Source organism: Caulobacter sp. FWC26 (assembly GCF_002742645.2).
Taxonomy (GTDB): Bacteria; Pseudomonadota; Alphaproteobacteria; order Caulobacterales; family Caulobacteraceae; genus Caulobacter.
Genome location: NZ_CP033875.1, coordinates 3552634 through 3568993 on the forward strand (window position 1 = coordinate 3552634; position 16360 = coordinate 3568993).

The 16360-nt window shown below is 65.7% G+C and carries 11 protein-coding genes and 2 tRNA genes; 7 read left to right on the forward strand and 6 right to left on the reverse strand.

What is annotated here, in order from left to right:
* Positions 1–2 precede the first annotated feature (2 nt).
* From CSW63_RS18485 to CSW63_RS18495, 3 genes are all read left to right on the forward strand, one after another.
* Positions 3–2195 carry a S9 family peptidase gene (locus tag CSW63_RS18485; RefSeq protein WP_062093544.1) on the forward strand — a complete coding sequence of 731 codons (2193 nt, stop codon included), beginning with the start codon at positions 3–5 and terminating at the stop codon, positions 2193–2195.
* Positions 2192–2743 (forward strand): GNAT family N-acetyltransferase, encoded by a 552-nt coding sequence (locus tag CSW63_RS18490; RefSeq protein WP_062093550.1) that lies wholly within the window; start codon positions 2192–2194, stop codon positions 2741–2743. Before CSW63_RS18485 ends, CSW63_RS18490 begins: the two co-directional genes overlap by 4 nt.
* A 236-nt stretch (positions 2744–2979) precedes the next feature.
* Positions 2980–4743: an ATP-binding protein gene (locus CSW63_RS18495; RefSeq protein ID WP_231737263.1), complete on the forward strand. Its 1764-nt coding sequence runs from the start codon at positions 2980–2982 to the stop codon at positions 4741–4743.
* 109 nt (positions 4744–4852) lie between these two features.
* Here the strand turns inward: CSW63_RS18495 and CSW63_RS18500 are convergent, their stop codons facing one another.
* From CSW63_RS18500 to CSW63_RS18520, 5 genes are all read right to left on the reverse strand, one after another.
* Positions 4853–5281 carry a MucR family transcriptional regulator gene (locus tag CSW63_RS18500; protein WP_012640096.1) on the reverse strand — a complete coding sequence of 143 codons (429 nt, stop codon included), beginning with the start codon at positions 5279–5281 and terminating at the stop codon, positions 4853–4855.
* Positions 5282–5665: 384 nt separating this feature from the next.
* On the reverse strand, positions 5666–6370 hold the full coding sequence (locus tag CSW63_RS18505) for an ABC transporter ATP-binding protein (protein WP_062093542.1): 705 nt from the start codon (positions 6368–6370) through the stop codon (positions 5666–5668).
* On the reverse strand, positions 6367–7572 hold the full coding sequence (locus tag CSW63_RS18510) for an ABC transporter permease (protein ID WP_062093541.1): 1206 nt from the start codon (positions 7570–7572) through the stop codon (positions 6367–6369). The genes CSW63_RS18505 and CSW63_RS18510 overlap by 4 nt, the downstream gene beginning before the upstream one ends.
* A gap of 4 nt (positions 7573–7576) precedes the next feature.
* Positions 7577–8653 carry an efflux RND transporter periplasmic adaptor subunit gene (locus CSW63_RS18515; protein ID WP_062093540.1) on the reverse strand — a complete coding sequence of 359 codons (1077 nt, stop codon included), beginning with the start codon at positions 8651–8653 and terminating at the stop codon, positions 7577–7579.
* Positions 8654–8842: 189 nt separating this feature from the next.
* A tRNA-Gln gene (locus tag CSW63_RS18520) sits at positions 8843–8916 on the reverse strand.
* A gap of 165 nt (positions 8917–9081) precedes the next feature.
* On the opposite strand from CSW63_RS18520, the gene CSW63_RS18525 reads away from it, so the two are divergent.
* From CSW63_RS18525 to CSW63_RS18535, 3 genes are all read left to right on the forward strand, one after another.
* Positions 9082–9158, forward strand: a tRNA-Pro gene (locus tag CSW63_RS18525).
* Positions 9159–9331: 173 nt separating this feature from the next.
* Positions 9332–11116 carry a signal peptide peptidase SppA gene (gene sppA / locus CSW63_RS18530; RefSeq protein ID WP_062093539.1) on the forward strand — a complete coding sequence of 595 codons (1785 nt, stop codon included), beginning with the start codon at positions 9332–9334 and terminating at the stop codon, positions 11114–11116.
* A gap of 81 nt (positions 11117–11197) precedes the next feature.
* The gene (locus CSW63_RS18535) at positions 11198–12664 is read left to right on the forward strand and encodes a sulfotransferase (RefSeq protein WP_062093538.1); all 1467 of its coding nucleotides are present in this window, start codon (positions 11198–11200) and stop codon (positions 12662–12664) included.
* Between the two features lie 131 nt (positions 12665–12795).
* Here CSW63_RS18535 and CSW63_RS18540 read toward each other — a convergent pair whose 3' ends face one another.
* Entirely contained in the window at positions 12796–15897 is a 3102-nt protein-coding gene (locus tag CSW63_RS18540; RefSeq protein WP_231737261.1) for a TonB-dependent receptor, read from the reverse strand.
* A gap of 292 nt (positions 15898–16189) precedes the next feature.
* Between CSW63_RS18540 and CSW63_RS23445 the strand changes: the two genes are divergently transcribed.
* Entirely contained in the window at positions 16190–16339 is a 150-nt protein-coding gene (locus CSW63_RS23445; protein WP_156447730.1) for a hypothetical protein, read from the forward strand.
* The last annotated feature ends 21 nt before the right edge of the window (positions 16340–16360 follow it).

Sequence of the window (16360 nt, forward strand, 5' to 3'; positions counted from 1 at the left end):
GCATGGATCGACGTCAGATGATGACGGGGGCCGCCGCGGCGCTTACGTCATCGACCACACTCTTGTCTGGAACAGCTTTCGGATCCCCCATGACCGCCGACAACGCCGCCCGCCCCGCGCCGCCCGTGGCCAAGAAGATTCCGAAGACCATCACCCAGCTGGGCCGCACGCGGACCGACGACTACGCCTGGATGAAGGACGACAACTGGCAGAAGGTCCTGCGTGATCCCAGCCTGATCAAGGCCGACGTCAAGGAACACCTGACCGCCGAGAACGCCTACACCAAGGCCATGCTGGCCCCGACCGAGGCGCTGCAGGCGGCGATGTTCGAAGAGATGAAGGGCCGCATCAAGGAGGACGACGCCAGCGTCCCGGCCAAGGACGGTCCGTTCGAATACTACACCCGCTACGACAAGGGCGCGCAGCATCCGGTCCACGCGCGCAAACCGGTGGGAGGCGGCGTCGAAGAGGTGCTGCTGGACGAAGAGAAGGAAGCCAAGGGCAAGGCCTTCTATCAGGTCGGCGCGGCCAGCCATTCGCCCGACCACAAGCTCTACGCCTGGGCCGTCGACGAACAGGGCTCGGAAGTCTACCGCATCCACGTGAAGGACCTGGCGACCGGCGCGATGCTGGGCGAGGCCGTGGAAAGCACCACCGGCGACTTCTGCTTCTCGCCCGATGGCCAGTGGCTGTTCTGGACGTTCCGGGACGACAACGGCCGCCCAGCCAAGATCTACCGCCGCCCCGTCAAGGGCGCGGCTAAGGACGACGTGCTGATCTATGACGAGCCGGACGAAGGCTTCTTCATCGGCGTCGGCGTCACGAGCTCCGAGAAGTACGTCGTCATCTCCTGCGGCAATCAGGAGACCAGCGAGGCGTTGATCATCCCCGCCGCCAACCCGACCGCCAAGCCGGTGGTGTTTCACCCGCGCGAGGTGGGGGTGCGCTACGAGGTCGAGCACTGGAACGACCACTGGGTGATCCGCACCAACGCCGACGGCGCTGTCGACTGGAAGCTGGTCACCACGCCGGAGAGCGCCACCGGCAAAGCCCACTGGAAGGACTGGGTGGCCCACAAGCCCGGCCGCCTGATCTCCGGGACCATGGCCTTCAAGACCTGGTTCGTGCGCCTGGAAAAGGTCGACGCCCTCAACCGCGTCGTCGTCACGGCCAAGGACGGCGCCGAGCACGCCATCGCCTTCGACGAGGCCGCCTACGCCCTGTCGCTGGAAGGCGGCTACGAGTACGACACCGACACGGTGCGCTTCGTCTACAACTCGATGACCACGCCGCGTCAGTGGTTCGACTACGACATGAAGAGCCGCCAGCGCACCCTGCGCAAGACCCAGGAGATCCCCTCGGGCCACGATCCGTCGCAGTACGAGACTCGCCGCCTCAACGCCAAGGCCGCCGACGGCGCCGAGGTGCCGATCTTCGTCCTGATGAAGAAGGGAACCAAGCTGGACGGCACGGCGCCGCTGCTGCTGTACGGCTATGGCAGCTATGGCATCGCGATGGAGCCCAGCTTCTCGATCCGTAATTTCAGCCTGGTGGACCGGGGCTGGATCTGGGCCACGGCCTGCCCGCGCGGCGGCTCGGAAAAGGGCTGGAGCTGGTTCCTGGACGGCAAGAAGTTCAAGAAGAAGAACACCTTCACCGACTTCATCGCCTGCGCCGAGCACCTGCACGCGGCCGGCTACGGCAAGCCCGCCAATACGGTCGCCTATGGCGGCTCGGCCGGCGGCCTCTTGATGGGCGCGATCACCAACATGCGTCCCGACCTGTTCGCCGGGATCATCGCGGCAGTGCCGTTCGTCGACGTGGTCAACACCATGAGCGACACCACCCTGCCCCTGACCCCGCCGGAGTGGCCCGAATGGGGCAACCCGCTGGAGGACAAGCAGGCCTACGACTACATCGCCAGCTATTCGCCGTACGACAACATCGGGCCCAAGCCCTATCCGGCCATCCTGGCCACCGGCGGCCTGTCGGACCCGCGCGTCACCTACTGGGAGCCCGAAAAGTGGGTCGCCAAGCTGCGGCCGGCCACCACCAGCGGCAATCCGGTGCTGCTGAAGATCAACATGGAGGCCGGACACGGCGGCGCCTCCGGACGCTTCGACTTCCTCAAGGAGATCGCGCTGGACTACGCCTTCGCCGTCTGGGCGGTGGAGAAGGGGTGGAAGACCGCGTGAGCGTCGTGATCCGGGCGTCGACCGACGCCGACCTACCGGCCATCACGGCCATCTACGGCTGGAACGTGCTGAACGGCCTGGGCACCTTCGAGGAGATCCCGCCGGACGCCGCCGAAATGGCGCGCCGGCGGCAGGGCTTCCTCGAGCGCGGCCTGCCCTATCTGGTCGCCGAGTTGGGCGGCAAGGTGGTCGGCTACTGCTACGCCGGCCCGTTCCGGCTGCGGGCGGCCTATCGCTACACGGTCGAGGACAGCGTCTATGTCGCGCCCGAGGCGGTCGGCGCCGGCGTTGGCAAGGCGCTGCTCGCCGCGTTGATCGCAGCCTGCGAGGCCTTGGGCCTGCGGCAAATGTGCGCAGTCATCGGCGACAGCGGCAACGCCGCGTCGATCGCGCTGCACGCCGCACTTGGCTTTGAAAAGAAAGGGATTTTCCCGGATATGGGCTATAAGTTCGGCCGCTGGGTCGACCTCGTCTGGATGCAGCGGCCGCTGAATGGCGGCGGCGCCGCCCCGCCAGACGCCCCCGGAATGAGCTTGAGCGGGGTTTAGGCGAACGCCGTCACATCAGAGTTTAACCTGTCCATGCGCGTACTGTTCGCCAACTAGAGCGTTCCGCGACCTGACGGCGTCAGGCGTGAGCTCTGGCCTTTCGTTTGACGCATTTTTCTTCACGCGAACCGGGACCGCTTCGCTTGAGAAATGCTCTAGCTGATCGGGGTTCGGGCTTGGCGCGTTCAAGGGCCGACAATTCACCGCCTATCGCGGCCGCGCTGAGCCAGGCTTATGTGCCTATCGCCCGTGGCTACCTGATCGCGGCCGCCGTCTACAACGCTCTGATCAGCCTGGCCCATCCGTTCTACGAGACCGGCCTGACGCTCGTCATCCTGGTCACCATGACGGCGACGACGGCGATCTACGCCTTCTGCGCGTGGCTCCTGGTGCGTCGCGGCCGGATCGCGGGCGTACGCCTGGAACTGCTCGTTCTGGGCATGAACGCCCTCTTCCTGGGCCACGTAGCGGCTTTTCACCTGCTGCACGACGAGCCGCACAAGCTGGTCTACTTCGTGCTTCTGGCCCTGGCGTTCGCCACCTCCGCCCCCAGTCGACGCGTAGCCCTTACCAGCGTCGCGGCCTCGCTGATCTGCCTGGCGGTCATGGCGTGGGACGCGCCGGGCGACACGGTCGATCAGCACCTGTTCGTCGGTCTGGCCGGAGCCTTCACGGCGCTCGGGATGTCGACCTTGATGCGCGGCGTGGTCGGCCGCGAGGTTCGCGCTCGTCTGGCCAGCCAGACGCTGAATGACGAGCTGGAGCGCGAGCTCGCCGAGAACCGCCGACTGCGCGCCGAGGCCCAGTCCCTGGCCATGGGCGCCGAAGCGGCCAACCTGGCCAAGACCGAATTCCTGGCGACCATGAGCCACGAGATCCGCACGCCGCTGAACGGCGTTCTGGGCATGGCGCAGATCATGGCGTCGGGAGAGCTGGCGGAGGTTCAGCGGCGACGGCTCGACACCATCGTCGCCTCGGGCCAGTCGTTGTTGGGCCTGATCAACACCATCCTGGATGTCTCGCGCATCGAAGACGGCAAGATGGAGATCATCGAGACCCCCTTCGATCTGTCGGGCCAGATGGACACGCTGCGCCAGCTCTATGGCAGCCTGGCCCGCGACAAGGATCTGGACTTCAGCCTGGATATCTCGCCCGCCGCCGCGGGCTGGCGCCGCGGCGACGCCGAGCGGCTGCGGCAAGTTCTGTCCAACCTGATCTCCAACGCGGTCAAGTTCACCGAGACGGGCGGCGTGCGGGTGCTGGTCGACGGTGACGAGGACAGCATCGTCGCGCACGTGACTGATACCGGCATCGGGATTCCCGAGACTCAGCGCGAGCGACTCTTCACCAAGTTCGCGCAACTCGACAGTTCGTCGACCCGACGGGTCGGCGGATCAGGGCTGGGCCTGTCCATCTGCAAGGCCCTGGCCGAAATGATGGGAGGACAGATCACCTTCACGGCTCCACCCGAGGGGGGGGCCTGTTTCACTCTGACCGCCCCCATGGCGCGGGTCGCGCCCCCCGCTCCGGCCGCGTCGCCGAGCCCGGCGACGCTGGCGGACGCGTCTTCCGCCGCCGACGGCGAGACCGCGCCTCGTATCCTGGTCGTTGACGACAACCAGACCAACCGCGCCGTGCTGCTGACCCTGCTAGGACATTTGGGCGTCAACGCCCAGTTCGCGGTAGACGGTCACGGCGCGGTGGCGATGTGGCGACGCGAGCCTTGGGACATCATTCTGATGGACGTCCATATGCCGGAGATGGACGGGCTCGAGGCCTGCCGGGCGATCCGCGAGGGCGAACAGCTGGAGGGCCGCACGCGCACGCCCATCATCGCCGTCACGGCCAGCGTCCTGCCCCACGAGCGGGTGCGGTATGCGCAGGCCGGGATGGACGCGGTCGTGGCCAAGCCGGTCGAGGTCCCCAGACTGCTCGAAGCCCTGGCCGAGGCCCTGGGCGGCGCCGAAGGCGACAACGCCGGAACGCGCGGCGCGGCTTAGAGCCGGTCTGGTTCAGATGGAACCTCTGAACCAGATGAATAGACAGCGCGCACGAAAAAGGGGGACGCCGCCGCGCCCCCCTTCCCGTTACTTCGCAGGCTTGGGTCGATCAGCCCTTGCGGCCGCGCGTGGTCTTGCCCTTGCGACCGCCCTGACCCAGGCCCAAGGCCTTGGCCATCTGCGAGCGCGCTTCGCTGTAGGCGGGCGCGGTCGTCGGATAGTCGTTGGGCAGACCCCACTTGGCCTTGTACTCGGCCACGGTCATGCCGTGGGTGGTCAGGTGGCGCTTCAGCGTCTTGTAGGGCTTGCCGTCCTCGAAGCTGATCAGCGCTTCGGGCGTGATGCTCTTGCGAATCTGGGCCGGGGTCGCCTTGGTGACCACCTCGACGGTGGGCGCCGGCGGCGAGCCGATGCCGGCCAGCGCGTCGTGCGTCGCCCGGATCAGCGCCGGAAGTTCGGACACCGGCGTGGAGTTATTGGCCACATAGTTGGCGACGATTTCAGCGGTAAGCTCGATGAGGGTAGCTTTATCTTCCACGATCATAACTCCATTCCCCTTTGCGCCCGGCATTACACGCTAGCCTCAGAAAAACAAGTAGTTTGAGACTAAAATCAAACTTGTTTCGTGAATTGCTGTAACAATTGAGACGGATTTATCGCCAAGGACATGGCGAAATTTCGGGCAATTAAAGCGATGAACACCCGGCGATCACGAGCGCTACAGCAGCCTCAACCGCGCCAGGCGCGCCTCTATCTCGCCATCGCGAACTGCACTTGGACTGACATAACGCTAATCGATGAATACGTCGCAGCGAGACCGCACTGACGTTCGCGACGACAAGACCCCATGTCGAAAGCCGAGGAGCCGTCGGACTAGAGCTTTTTCTGACGACGAGCCGGCTCGACTTCGTCGGAAAATGCTTTAGCGCGCCACGCCAGGATCGCGCACGTTGGACGCCAGCTTGCCGTCACTGAGCGTCAAGCGGCGGCCACATCGCGCCGCGACACCGTCATCGTGCGTGCAGATCAGGAAGGTGGCGCCGTCCTCTCGGTTGACCTCGCGCATCAGGTCCAGGACCCGGTCAGCCGATTCTCGATCCAGATTGCCTGTAGGTTCATCGGCGATGATCAGGTCGGGCCGGTTCATCAAGGCGCGGGCGATGGCGACGCGCTGCTTCTGCCCGCCCGAAAGCCGCGCAGCCGGAAAATCGATACGATCTTCCAGGCCCACCCGCGCCAGCAGATCGCGCGCGCGGACGCGCATCGCGCGCGAGATGCCCCCGCCCGGCGCGGCGGCCGGAAAGGCGACGTTCTCCATCGCCGTGAAGTCCGGCAGCAGGTGATGGAACTGGAAGACAAAGCCCAAGCGCTGATTACGGAATCGCGCCCGCATCCGCTCGGACAGGTCATCGACCCGCTCACCGCTGATGCTCAGGGTTCCAGACGTTGGGCGAAGCAAAAGGCCGATGATCGACAAGAGAGTCGACTTCCCCGATCCAGACGCCCCGACCATCGCGACGAGCTCGCCCTGGCCCAGCGTCAGGTCGATGCACTTTAGGACCCGGGTTTCCTCATCGCCGTTGTGAAAGACCATCTCGATCCCACGGGCTTCGATCACGTTGGTCATTGCTGAATGGCCTCCAGCGGATCGATCTTCGAGGCCGAACGCGCAGGCAGGATCGAGGCGATCACCGCGCCCAGGGTGGTGAGCACCAGCGCCGCCGCATAGCCGCCCTGGCGGGGCGCGATCGGCAGGATCGACGTGCCGTCCGGCCGGGTGACGCCCTCAAGCCAGATGCAAAGCCCATAGCCCGACGCGCAGCCAAGCACCGCGCCGACCAGGCCGATCAACAGGCCCTGCAGCAGAAACACCCACAGGATGAACCCGCCCGGCACGCCAAAGGCGCGCATGATCCCGACCTCACTGCGTCGCCTGTAAGCCGACAGGACAAGCGCGCTGGCCACGCCGATGATGATCGAAATCAGCGAGAAGATCTGGATCATCGTGCCGGTCTGGCCTTGAGCCTTCAGGGCGTCCTCAAGGCCGACGTTCTTTTCCTGCCAGGGCGTGGCGCGCAGGCCCGTCGCCTGGCCCAGAAAGCGGGCCGCGGCCCGGGCGTCCTGAGGGTCCTTGAGCTTGACCTCGATGTTGGTCACGCCCTCGGGCAGGTCGAACAGCGGCCTTGCAGTTTGCAGCGACAGGAAGGCGACACGTTCGTCGAGGCTCTGGAGACCGGTGCGGAACACACCTCGGATGGTCAATTGCCGCTCCACGCCGCGCTCGGTCCGCAGCAGGACAGACTGTCCCGCGCCGAGGCCCAACTCCTCGGCCATGCGCACGCCGATCAAGAGACCGTTCGCGCCAAGATCGCCGTCGCCTTCGATGATCTTCGGCGTGATGGGGGAAATGGCGTCGATCCCCTGCGGCTCAACGCCGATCACCGCCACGGGGGCGACCGCCTCGCTCTTGACCAGGAAGGCGCTGCCGGAAATCTGCGGGCTGATCGCCGAAACCTCGGGATTGGCGCGCAGCAGATCGACCACCATGGGCCAGTCGCGGATCTGCTGACGCTGGAAGGTCGAGACCAGGGCCACCGACTCCACCGGCAGTTCCGGTCCCGGCAGCACCCGGGCCACCCGCGTGGCGGGCTGCAAACTGACATGGGCGCTATTGCCGGTCACCTGATCGGTCAGCCTCACGGCCAGGCCCGCGATCAGGGCGGTAATGAAGATGAACACGGTCACGCCCAGCGCCACCCCCGCAATCAGCAACAGTGTCTGCGAGGGGTTGGACAGCAGGTAGCGGCGGGCGACCTTGAACGTGAACACGGGGTCAGCGGTCCGGCTTGGCGGCGACGGGTCTGACCTGGGCGTCCAGCTTCACCGTGGCCGGCTCCAGCACGACCCGGTCGCCGGCGCGCAGACCGCTTTCGACGATGGCGTTGACCGAGGGCCAACGCGCCACAGCGATCGACCGCGCCCGCACGACATCGCCCGCGTCAACGACGTAGACCTTGGGCGCGGCGGTGGCGTCCAGCACGGCCGCGCGCGGAATCACGATCGCGCCGGGACGTTGCTTCACCACGATGGTGACGTCGACGGATCGCCCGGGTGAAAGGCCCTGTTCGCCATCAGCCGACAGCCGCACCGAGCGGCCGCCCGTACTGGAGTCCACGCGCGGCGAGACCTCGGTCACGCGGGCGGAGAAGATCGTCGAGGATCCGGACAGGGCCGCGCGCGCCATCTGGCCCGGCCTCAGGGCGTCGGCATAAACCTCCTCGACCTCGGCGCGGATCTCGACTCCGGCGGACGAGCCCAACTCGAAGAGCGTCTGCCCCGCCGAAACGACCTGGCCGTTATCGATGGGCCGGAACAGCACCACGCCGGCCATAGGCGCGCGGATAACGAATTCCTGGGCGCGTTCGGCCGAGGCCCGCGCGCCGGCGGACGCCGCCGCGACATTGGCCTGGGCGGTGTCCAGCCCCGCCTGGGCGGCGTCCAGCGCGGCCTTGGCCGCAAAGCCCCGGTCATACAGCGTCTTGACCCTCTGATGGTTGAGGCGCGCCTCGGTGGCGGCGGCCCGCGCCGCCCGCTCGCGCGCGACATCTGCCTGGGTCTGGGCCCGCTCCACGGCGGCCAGCACGACGGCGAGCGGATCACCCGCTGCGACGCGGTCGCCCTCGTCGTGCAGCAGGCGCACGACCTGTCCAGCATTGGGTGAGGCGACCTGCACCAACTCCAGCGGACGCACGCGACCGACGACGGACAGCGCCTGCTCGATGGTCGCAGGCCTGATCTCGAGGACGGCGACTTCCGGCGGCCGTCGCGACATCACGACCCAAGCCGCCAAGGCGATCGCAAGAACCGCCGCCGCGAGGAAAACAACAAGCCTCGATGTCGCCCGCATCATGTCTCTTTAACGCAATCGCCGTGTGCAACGACCTGGGGGCCAGCCTGCTCCCGCGCCGCGCCGCGCCCCACGCGACCGGAAGGCGGCCGCTCTGAACCCTACTACGCAGTCGCGCTTGCTGCGGATGCAAGCTCTAGCGCGCCTTGGCCTGTAAAGGCTTCGGCTTTTAGAGCAATCGATGAGGAAAAGTGGCTGGGGAACTAGGACTCGAACCTAGAATGACGGTACCAAAAACCGCAGTGTTACCATTACACCATTCCCCAGCAGGAACGGCGAGACCCGTCAGGGCCCGGCGAGGCGGTGGAGATAGCTCACGACTCGGATGGATGCAACAGGCCATTTCAGAACTTTTTTCCGGTTGTCACATGTTCGCGAAAAAAGGCGCTTGCGCCCTCCGGAACACCCACCTATAAGGCCGGCCTCCAAGTCGGAGTGTGGCTCAGTCTGGTAGAGCACTGCGTTCGGGACGCAGGGGTCGCAGGTTCAAATCCTGCCACTCCGACCACTTTCTCCCCGCTAGCCAGAGGCGGGAAATCCTCGCAAAACCAAGCCTTTGAGCGCCCTGCGCGCCGCGCTTGGCGATTCCCACAGCAAAACCCGCTCACGTTGCGCGCTCTTCATTTGGTCGCAACCCGAACACCGGTTAGCTTGTCGCTGATTTCGTCATCAGGACCTCCGATGAAGCAGTTCTTCCTGACCGTCGCCGGCGTGTTCGTCGGCCTTCTCCTGTTCGTCGTCGGCGTTCCCTTCCTGCTGATCGCCATGGCCGCCGGAGCCGCCCGACCCGCGCCGGTGCCCGCCCACGCGGTGTTGCAGCTGGACCTGCGCGGCGGCCTTTCGGACCAGGAGCCCAAGAGCCCGTTCGCGGCTTTCGGCAACAGCGGCGGCTCGGTGATCTCGGTCATCGAGACCCTGCGTCGCGCCGAGAAGGACGACAAGGTCAAGGCGATCCTGGTGCGCCTGCCCGAGGGCGGCGTCGCCCCGGCCGCCGCCGACGAGCTGCGCCTGGCCTTCAAACACTTCCGCGAGGTCGGCAAGAAGCCGATCTACGCCCACAGCCAGGGCCTCTATCCCTCCGGCATGGTCACCTCGACCTACATGCTGGGCGCGGCGACCAGCGAGTTCTGGATGCAGCCCGACAGCAGCTTCCAGGCCGTGGGCATTTCCTCGGAGTCGATGTTCTTCAAGCGCTTCTTCGACAAGTACGGCGTCAAGGCCGAGTACGAGCAGCGCTATGAGTACAAGAACGCGGTCAATCCTTATCTCTACAGCGACTATACGCCCGCCCACCGGGAATCGACCCTGTCGTGGATGGGCTCGGTCTACCGCACGGCCCTGACCAGCGCCGCCGCCGACCGCAAGCGCGAGCCGGCCGAGCTGGTCAAGGTGCTGGAAGCCGGCCCCTACATCGCCCAGGAAGCCCAAGCCAAGGGCCTGATCGACAAGGTCGGCCAGGTCAGCGACATCCAGGCCTTCGCCCTGGAGAAGGCCGGCAAGGGCGCCAAGCTGGTTGATTTCGACGACTACGCCTCGCGCTCCAAGCCGCCGGCGGCCAAGACCGGCCCCGCCATCGCCGTGATCGGCGCCGAGGGCGCGATCGTCACGGGCACGGACAACGGCGGTTCGCCCTTCGGCGGCGACAGCAACGTCTATTCCGACGACGTCGCTCAGGCCTTCCGCAACGCCACCGAGGACAAGGACGTCAAGGCGATCGTCTTCCGCGTCTCCTCGCCCGGCGGGTCGGACACGGCTTCGGAGCAGATCCTGGCGGCCCTGAAGGCGGCCAAGAAGGCCGGCAAGCCGGTCGTGGTCAGCATGGGGACCTACGCGGCCTCGGGCGGCTACTGGATCTCCAGCCAGGCCGACTCGATCATCGCCCAGCCCTCGACCCTGACGGGCTCGATCGGCGTCTATGGCGGCAAGTTCGCGATCGGCGACGCCCTGGCCCGCTTCGGCGTCGACACCAAGGACCTGCACGTCGGCGGCGACTATTCACAGGCCTTCGGTTCGGCCGAGGGCTTCACGCCCGAGCAGCGCGCCAAGTTCGCCGGCTGGATGGACCGGATCTACGCCGGCTTCATCACCCGCGTGGCCGAGGGCCGCAACCTGCCGCCCGCCAAGGTGCGCGAGATCGCCAAGGGCCGCGTCTGGACCGGCGAGCAGGCCAAGCAACTGGGCCTGGTCGACAGCCTGGGCGGTTACTACGAGGCGGTCGAAAAGGCCAAGACCTTGGCCAAGCTGAACGGCGACGTTCGCATCAAGCACATGCAGGGCGGCAAGTCGCCGTTCGAGGCCTTCGAGAAGTTCCTGGGCGTCTCGGAGACCTCGGCCAAGACCCTGGCCGCCGCCGCCTGGGTGCTGGGCGACCCGCGCTCGCAGGCCATCCTCGACGAAATGTCCAAGGCCCGCCTGCGCGCCGCCCCGGGCGGGGCGTCGGTGCTGGCGGACATGCCGGTGCGTTGAGACGGGCCTCTCCTCTAGACGACCGCCGCGCGCAGTGCGGCGGCCGCTTATCGTTTCCTTGTCGCGATCTTGAGCTTCCGAATGTCCGTCAGCGCCGCCGATCCCTTGTCTCAGGCCGTGCGCCGCTTCGAGGCGCGAGATCGCGCCCGAGCCGCCGCCATCATCGTCAAGCTGGCGAGCGAGGACGCGCCGCTGGGTGACCGTTGGAGCCAGGTCGCCCAGCTTGCGGCTGCGCTCGGGGAAGTTTCGGCCGCTCGCGCGGCCATGCGGCGCTACGTGGCCGGGGATCCGTACGACATAGAACGCCGACTTGCTTATGGCGCGATGCTGGCCCAACTGGGACATGTCGCCGGGGCGGTCAAAGCCACCGAGGCGTTCCTGCCCAACGCGCCCCGACCCGACGCTCGGCTGCACCAACTGCTAGGCGCCTGCCTCGCCCAGTTGGGGCGCGTCGAAGAGGCCGAACGTCACCTCCGGACGGCAATCGCGGGGACGGAATGGCCGGAGCTCGCCGGCGCGGCTTGGTTGGCGCTCGCCGACATCAAGTCCTTCGGCGGTTCTGACCCGGATGTCGCCGCGATGCAGACTCTCTCCGCTCAACTGGGGCCAGACGCGCCGAGCAGCCTGCTCTACGCGCTGGGCAAGGCCTATAACGATCAGGGCGACGTTGACCGGGCGTTCGAAAGCTGGACCCAGGGCGCCGACAAGGTGCGGCGTCAGCGAGGGCCCTATAATAGCGCCGCTTCCAGGCGCTTCGTGGATGAGGTCGTTGCAGGGTTCAGGAGCGAGGACTTCGCCAAGCTTCCCCCCAGCACCGTCGATAGCGAACGACCGATCTTCGTGCTGGGGCTGCCGCGTTCTGGCACCACGCTGGTGGAGCAAATCCTGGCCAGCCACGCCGACGTCGTGGACGGTGCGGAGCTGAACCTGTTCCGTACGGCCACCATGGACCTCGGCGGTTACGCGCCGTCGGACGTCACGCGGATGGCGTTTCGCCCCGATGCCGCCGATGTCTGGACGCGGTTTGGAGAGGCCTACCTCCATCTGCTGGACGAGCGGTTCGGAACGACCGGGCGCATCGTCGACAAGACGTTGAACCACACGCGCTTCGTCGGCCTGATCCACCATGTACTTCCCAAGGCGCGCTTCGTCTGGCTTCGGCGCGACCCGGGCGATGTCGCACTCTCCTGTTTCCGCAGCCACTTCGCGAGCGGTCTGGATTGGACATGGTCGCTTGAAGACATCGGCCACCACATGATCGAGGAGGATCGTCTCCACGCGCACTGGTCGGCGCTGTATCCCGACGCGATCCTGACGGTGGCTTACGAGGACCTGGTGTCCGATCCGAAGACCTGGATCGCGAAGATCCTCGATCACTGCCACCTGCCCTTTCAGGACAATCTGCGCGATTTCCACCTTACCGCGCGGGCTGTGACGACCTCGTCCGCCAGCCAGGTTCGCCAGCCGATGAGCACGCGAGCGATTGGGCAATGGAAGCGTTACGAAGCGCACCTGGCGCCGTTCTTTGAGACGTACGGCCAGAGCTGAAGCCGGCCCGCTGAACGGGCGGCCGGCCAGTAGCCAAGCTGCCGAGACCGAACGCGACCTTCACCGCCGCCAAAGAAAAAGGGCGGGCCTTGCGGCCCGCCCTTCTCTTTTAGGCGATCTGGCTTCCGAGATTAGAAGACCAGGTCGAAGCCCAGACGCACCGAGCGCGGCGGCATGTAGGCCAGCGGAGCGCGGAAGTTGTTGTTCTTCGCGCCGCTGTCCAGTTCGCCGAACTCGTTCGTCTCCACCGTGCGACGGGTGTTGAAGACGTTGAAGATGTCGGCGCGCAGCGTCAGGCCGTTTTCCGGCAGCAAGCCGAACGACGGAACCGTGTAGCGGGCCGACAGGTCGAGGCGGTAGGTCCAGGGATCGCTGAACACCGAGCCACGCGGGGTGACCTTGCCATCGCAGTAGTGCGACAGGGCGCCGTAAGCGCTGTTCAGGATCGGGTCGTTCGGGTTGAAGCCCATGCAGCCGTACTTGCGGCCCGACGTGACCAGCGCGTTGGCGCCGACCAGGAAGTTGTCGAACACTTGGTACGAACCGAAGGCCTTGAACACGTGACCGCGGTGGTTCGGCAGCAGGCCGTAGGCGCCCTCGGTCAGGCCGGGGGTGTCGAAGTCGGCGGTGATGCCGGCGTCGGTTTGGCCACCAGCGTAGTCGGTCTTCACGTAGCCTTCGTAGTTACCCTTCGATTCCGAGAGGGTGTACGAACCGTTCAGAGCCCACTTGCCGTCGAACGCACGGTCAAACTGGAACTGCAGGGCGATGTACTGGCGGTCGACCTTCGGGTAGCGCAGCTGATCAGCGGTGAAGTTGATCGTGCGAACCGTCGTCTCGCCCGGCAGCGGGTCCGACAGGGTGATGGTCTGAGCCAGGCCCGGGTTGATGATCGTGTACTGGTGGAAGCCGCTATAGACGTCTTCGCAGCCGGCGATCTTGTTGGCCTTGCAGTACGCTTGGACGGCGTAGTCGACTGACACGTCGTCGGCGGCGCGCAGCGACTTGCGGTAGGTCAGCGTCACGCCAGCCTTCCACAGCGAGTCGAAGCGGCGCTCGTAACCGAGGATATATTCGTCGTCGGCCGTCGACTTCAGGTTCTTCGACACGTTGGCCGCAAACGGCTGGATGGTGCCGTTGTTACGCACCGTACAGCCACGGAGGCCCGCCGTGCCCACGCCGCCGGCCAGACAGATGGCCGAGTTCGGGAAGCCGGTGATCTGCGTGCCGATGCCCGAGAGCGGCAGACCCGTGACCGGGTTGACGAACGCGGTGTTCACCGTGGTCGTGCCCGGGACGTACAGCTGGAAGCCGGCCGGCAGCAGGAAGTACGAGGTCTGGTCGAGGATGGCCGAGGCCTGACGGTACGCCGTGTTCGACGCGACCGGCAGGTAGTAGCGGCCGTAGTTACCGAAGATCTTGTTGGCGCCGTCGTTACCCGGATCCCAGGTGAAGCCGATGCGGGCCGCCACTTCGTTGTCGAATTCGACGAAGACCGGGCCCTTGGTGCCGTTCAGGTTGATGCCGCGGTTCTGGAACTGGTCGCGACGAACGCCCAGGTTCAGGGTCAGGGTCGGCAGGACATCCCACGAATCTTGGATGTAGATGGCCTGGTTCCGCGACGAGTACGAACCACCGCCGAGGAACGTCCGGACGTCGAGGTAGTAACGACCGGCCGGCACGCCGCGCGGATCGGTCGCCGAACCTTCACGGTAGACGTAGTTGCCGCCGCCGTTACGGGTCGACTGGTGCGTCAGGCTCAGGTTTTCGCGATCGTAGCCGGCGCGGATGTGGTGGTCACCGAACAGGCTGAAGTACAGGTCACCGTCGACGCGGTAGAATTCGCGCGAGGTGTAGCGCGGCGCGTCCTGAGCGGCGGCGTTCTGAACGCTGACGCGACGGGTGGCCGTCGAGTTGGTCGGGCCGGCGGCGATCGACGACTGAACCAGCGGCGAGCTGCTCAGGGCCGAACGGGTCGCGGCGCGGTCCTTGTTCAGACCATAGGCGGCCGACAGGGTGAACCAATCGGTGAAGGTGCCGGTGTACTTCGCGACGTAGCTGGTGGCGCCGTCTTCGAAGCGGGTGCCCGGCAGGGCCGCGCCGATGGTGTCGGTGTTGTTGGCGAACGTGTAGGCGAAGCTTTCACGCTTCGTCACGCGCGCCGTATTGATCAGGGTGAATTCCAGGTGCTGGCGGTCGGTGATGTAACCGTCCAGCTTCACGCCGTAGAAGGGGTCCTTCATGCGGTCGACGTTGTACGAACCGGCGGCGATCGAGGCACCACGCGATTCGTTGTCGTTGAACTGGGCCAGACCGTAGAAGAACAGGCGGTCCTTGATGATCGGGCCGCCGGCTTCGATCACGAGATCCTTGTTGTTCGTCTCACGCAGCTTGCCGCGGGTCTGGTAGGTATCCTTTTGCGGGCTTTCCAGCGACGCGGGCGACCAGTTGCCGTGGACGGCGAAGGTGAAGTCGTTCGAGCCCGACTTCGAAACGGCGTTGATGATGCCGCCGGTGGCGCGACCATACTCGGCCGAGTAGCCGCCGGTCTTCACTTCGACCGACTTGTAGAACTCGAACGGAACGCGCGAACCGCCGATGTAGTTGTCGAAGTTCGTGATGTTCAGGCCGTTCAGGTAGAACGCGTTTTCAGCGACCGAGGCGCCGCTGATCGAGGTCTGACCGCGGAAGTTGGTCGACGAACCCTCGACCGTGCCCGGCGCCAGCAGCGTCAGGGCGGTGATGTTACGGCCGACCGGAACCTGCTTTTGCAGGTCTTCGACGTCGATCGCCAGACCGGTCGTGGTCTGCGAGAAGTCGAGCTGCGGGTTGGCGGTCGCGGTGATGACCACTTCCGAGACGGTTTCGTCCGCGGCCGTCAGGGTGAAGTTGTAGTTGCTTTCACCGCCGGCGCGGACGCCCAGGGCGCCGTCGCTGGTCGGCTTGAAGCCGATCTTGTTGATCGAGACCGCATAGGCGCCCTGCGGGATCAGCGGAACGCGGAACTGACCGTTGTTGTCGGTCGTCACTTCGCGGGTGAAGCCTTGAGCGGCCGACTTCACGGTCACTTGCGCGCCGGCGACGGGCTGGCCGCTGCTGTTGACGACCGTACCGGCCAGGGTGCCGCTCGTGTAGTCCTGGGCGGACGCCACGGTGGGCATGGCGGTCGCGATGACGCCGAGCGCCACGGGAGTCGCCACTGCAGCGAAGCCGGCCAGCAGCGTCGTCGTCATCAGACGCGCGCGCGCAGCCGCGCTACCTTTTGTGGATTTCATTTCGTTCAATTCCCCTCTGACGTGGCGCATTGGCGAGGCTGAGCAAGAACCCCTCAAGTCACTTTGCCCAGTTTTGGCGGAAGCCGCACAAGCACCACGAAATCACTGGTGTCCCGGAACAAACTATTCCGGTTGCACCGACGTTAGGGGTTCGGTCGGGCAGGGGTCAATTGTGATTGCAAAAATGTAATCAACATCCTCGCCCCCCTGTCGCAAAATCGCCACAGCCGGAACACTTTTCGGAAAATCGTTGCTCAATCTCGATACCGCCCTGTTGAAAATGGCGGCGATCGCTTTCGAGCGGGTTGTTTTTTCTCAGCTATCCGAGGCTGAAAAATCCGCGTTACGCAGCGCCGTGCTTCTAACGCGCATGAGCAATGAACGGGCGCAGAAAGCTTGACTTTTGGGAGAAGATATCAAC

Excerpts from the sequence above, each read along its gene's own strand:
- sppA (WP_062093539.1), top strand. The coding sequence starts at position 9,332 with ATGAAGCAGTTCTTCCTGACCGTCGCCGGCGTGTTCGTCGGCCTTCTC.
- CSW63_RS18515 (WP_062093540.1), bottom strand. The coding sequence starts at position 8,653 with ATGATGCGGGCGACATCGAGGCTTGTTGTTTTCCTCGCGGCGGCGGTT.
- CSW63_RS18505 (WP_062093542.1), bottom strand. The coding sequence starts at position 6,370 with ATGACCAACGTGATCGAAGCCCGTGGGATCGAGATGGTCTTTCACAAC.
- CSW63_RS18540 (WP_231737261.1), bottom strand. The coding sequence starts at position 15,897 with ATGACGACGACGCTGCTGGCCGGCTTCGCTGCAGTGGCGACTCCCGTG.
- CSW63_RS18485 (WP_062093544.1), top strand. The coding sequence starts at position 3 with ATGGATCGACGTCAGATGATGACGGGGGCCGCCGCGGCGCTTACGTCA.
- CSW63_RS18535 (WP_062093538.1), top strand. The coding sequence starts at position 11,198 with ATGTCCGTCAGCGCCGCCGATCCCTTGTCTCAGGCCGTGCGCCGCTTC.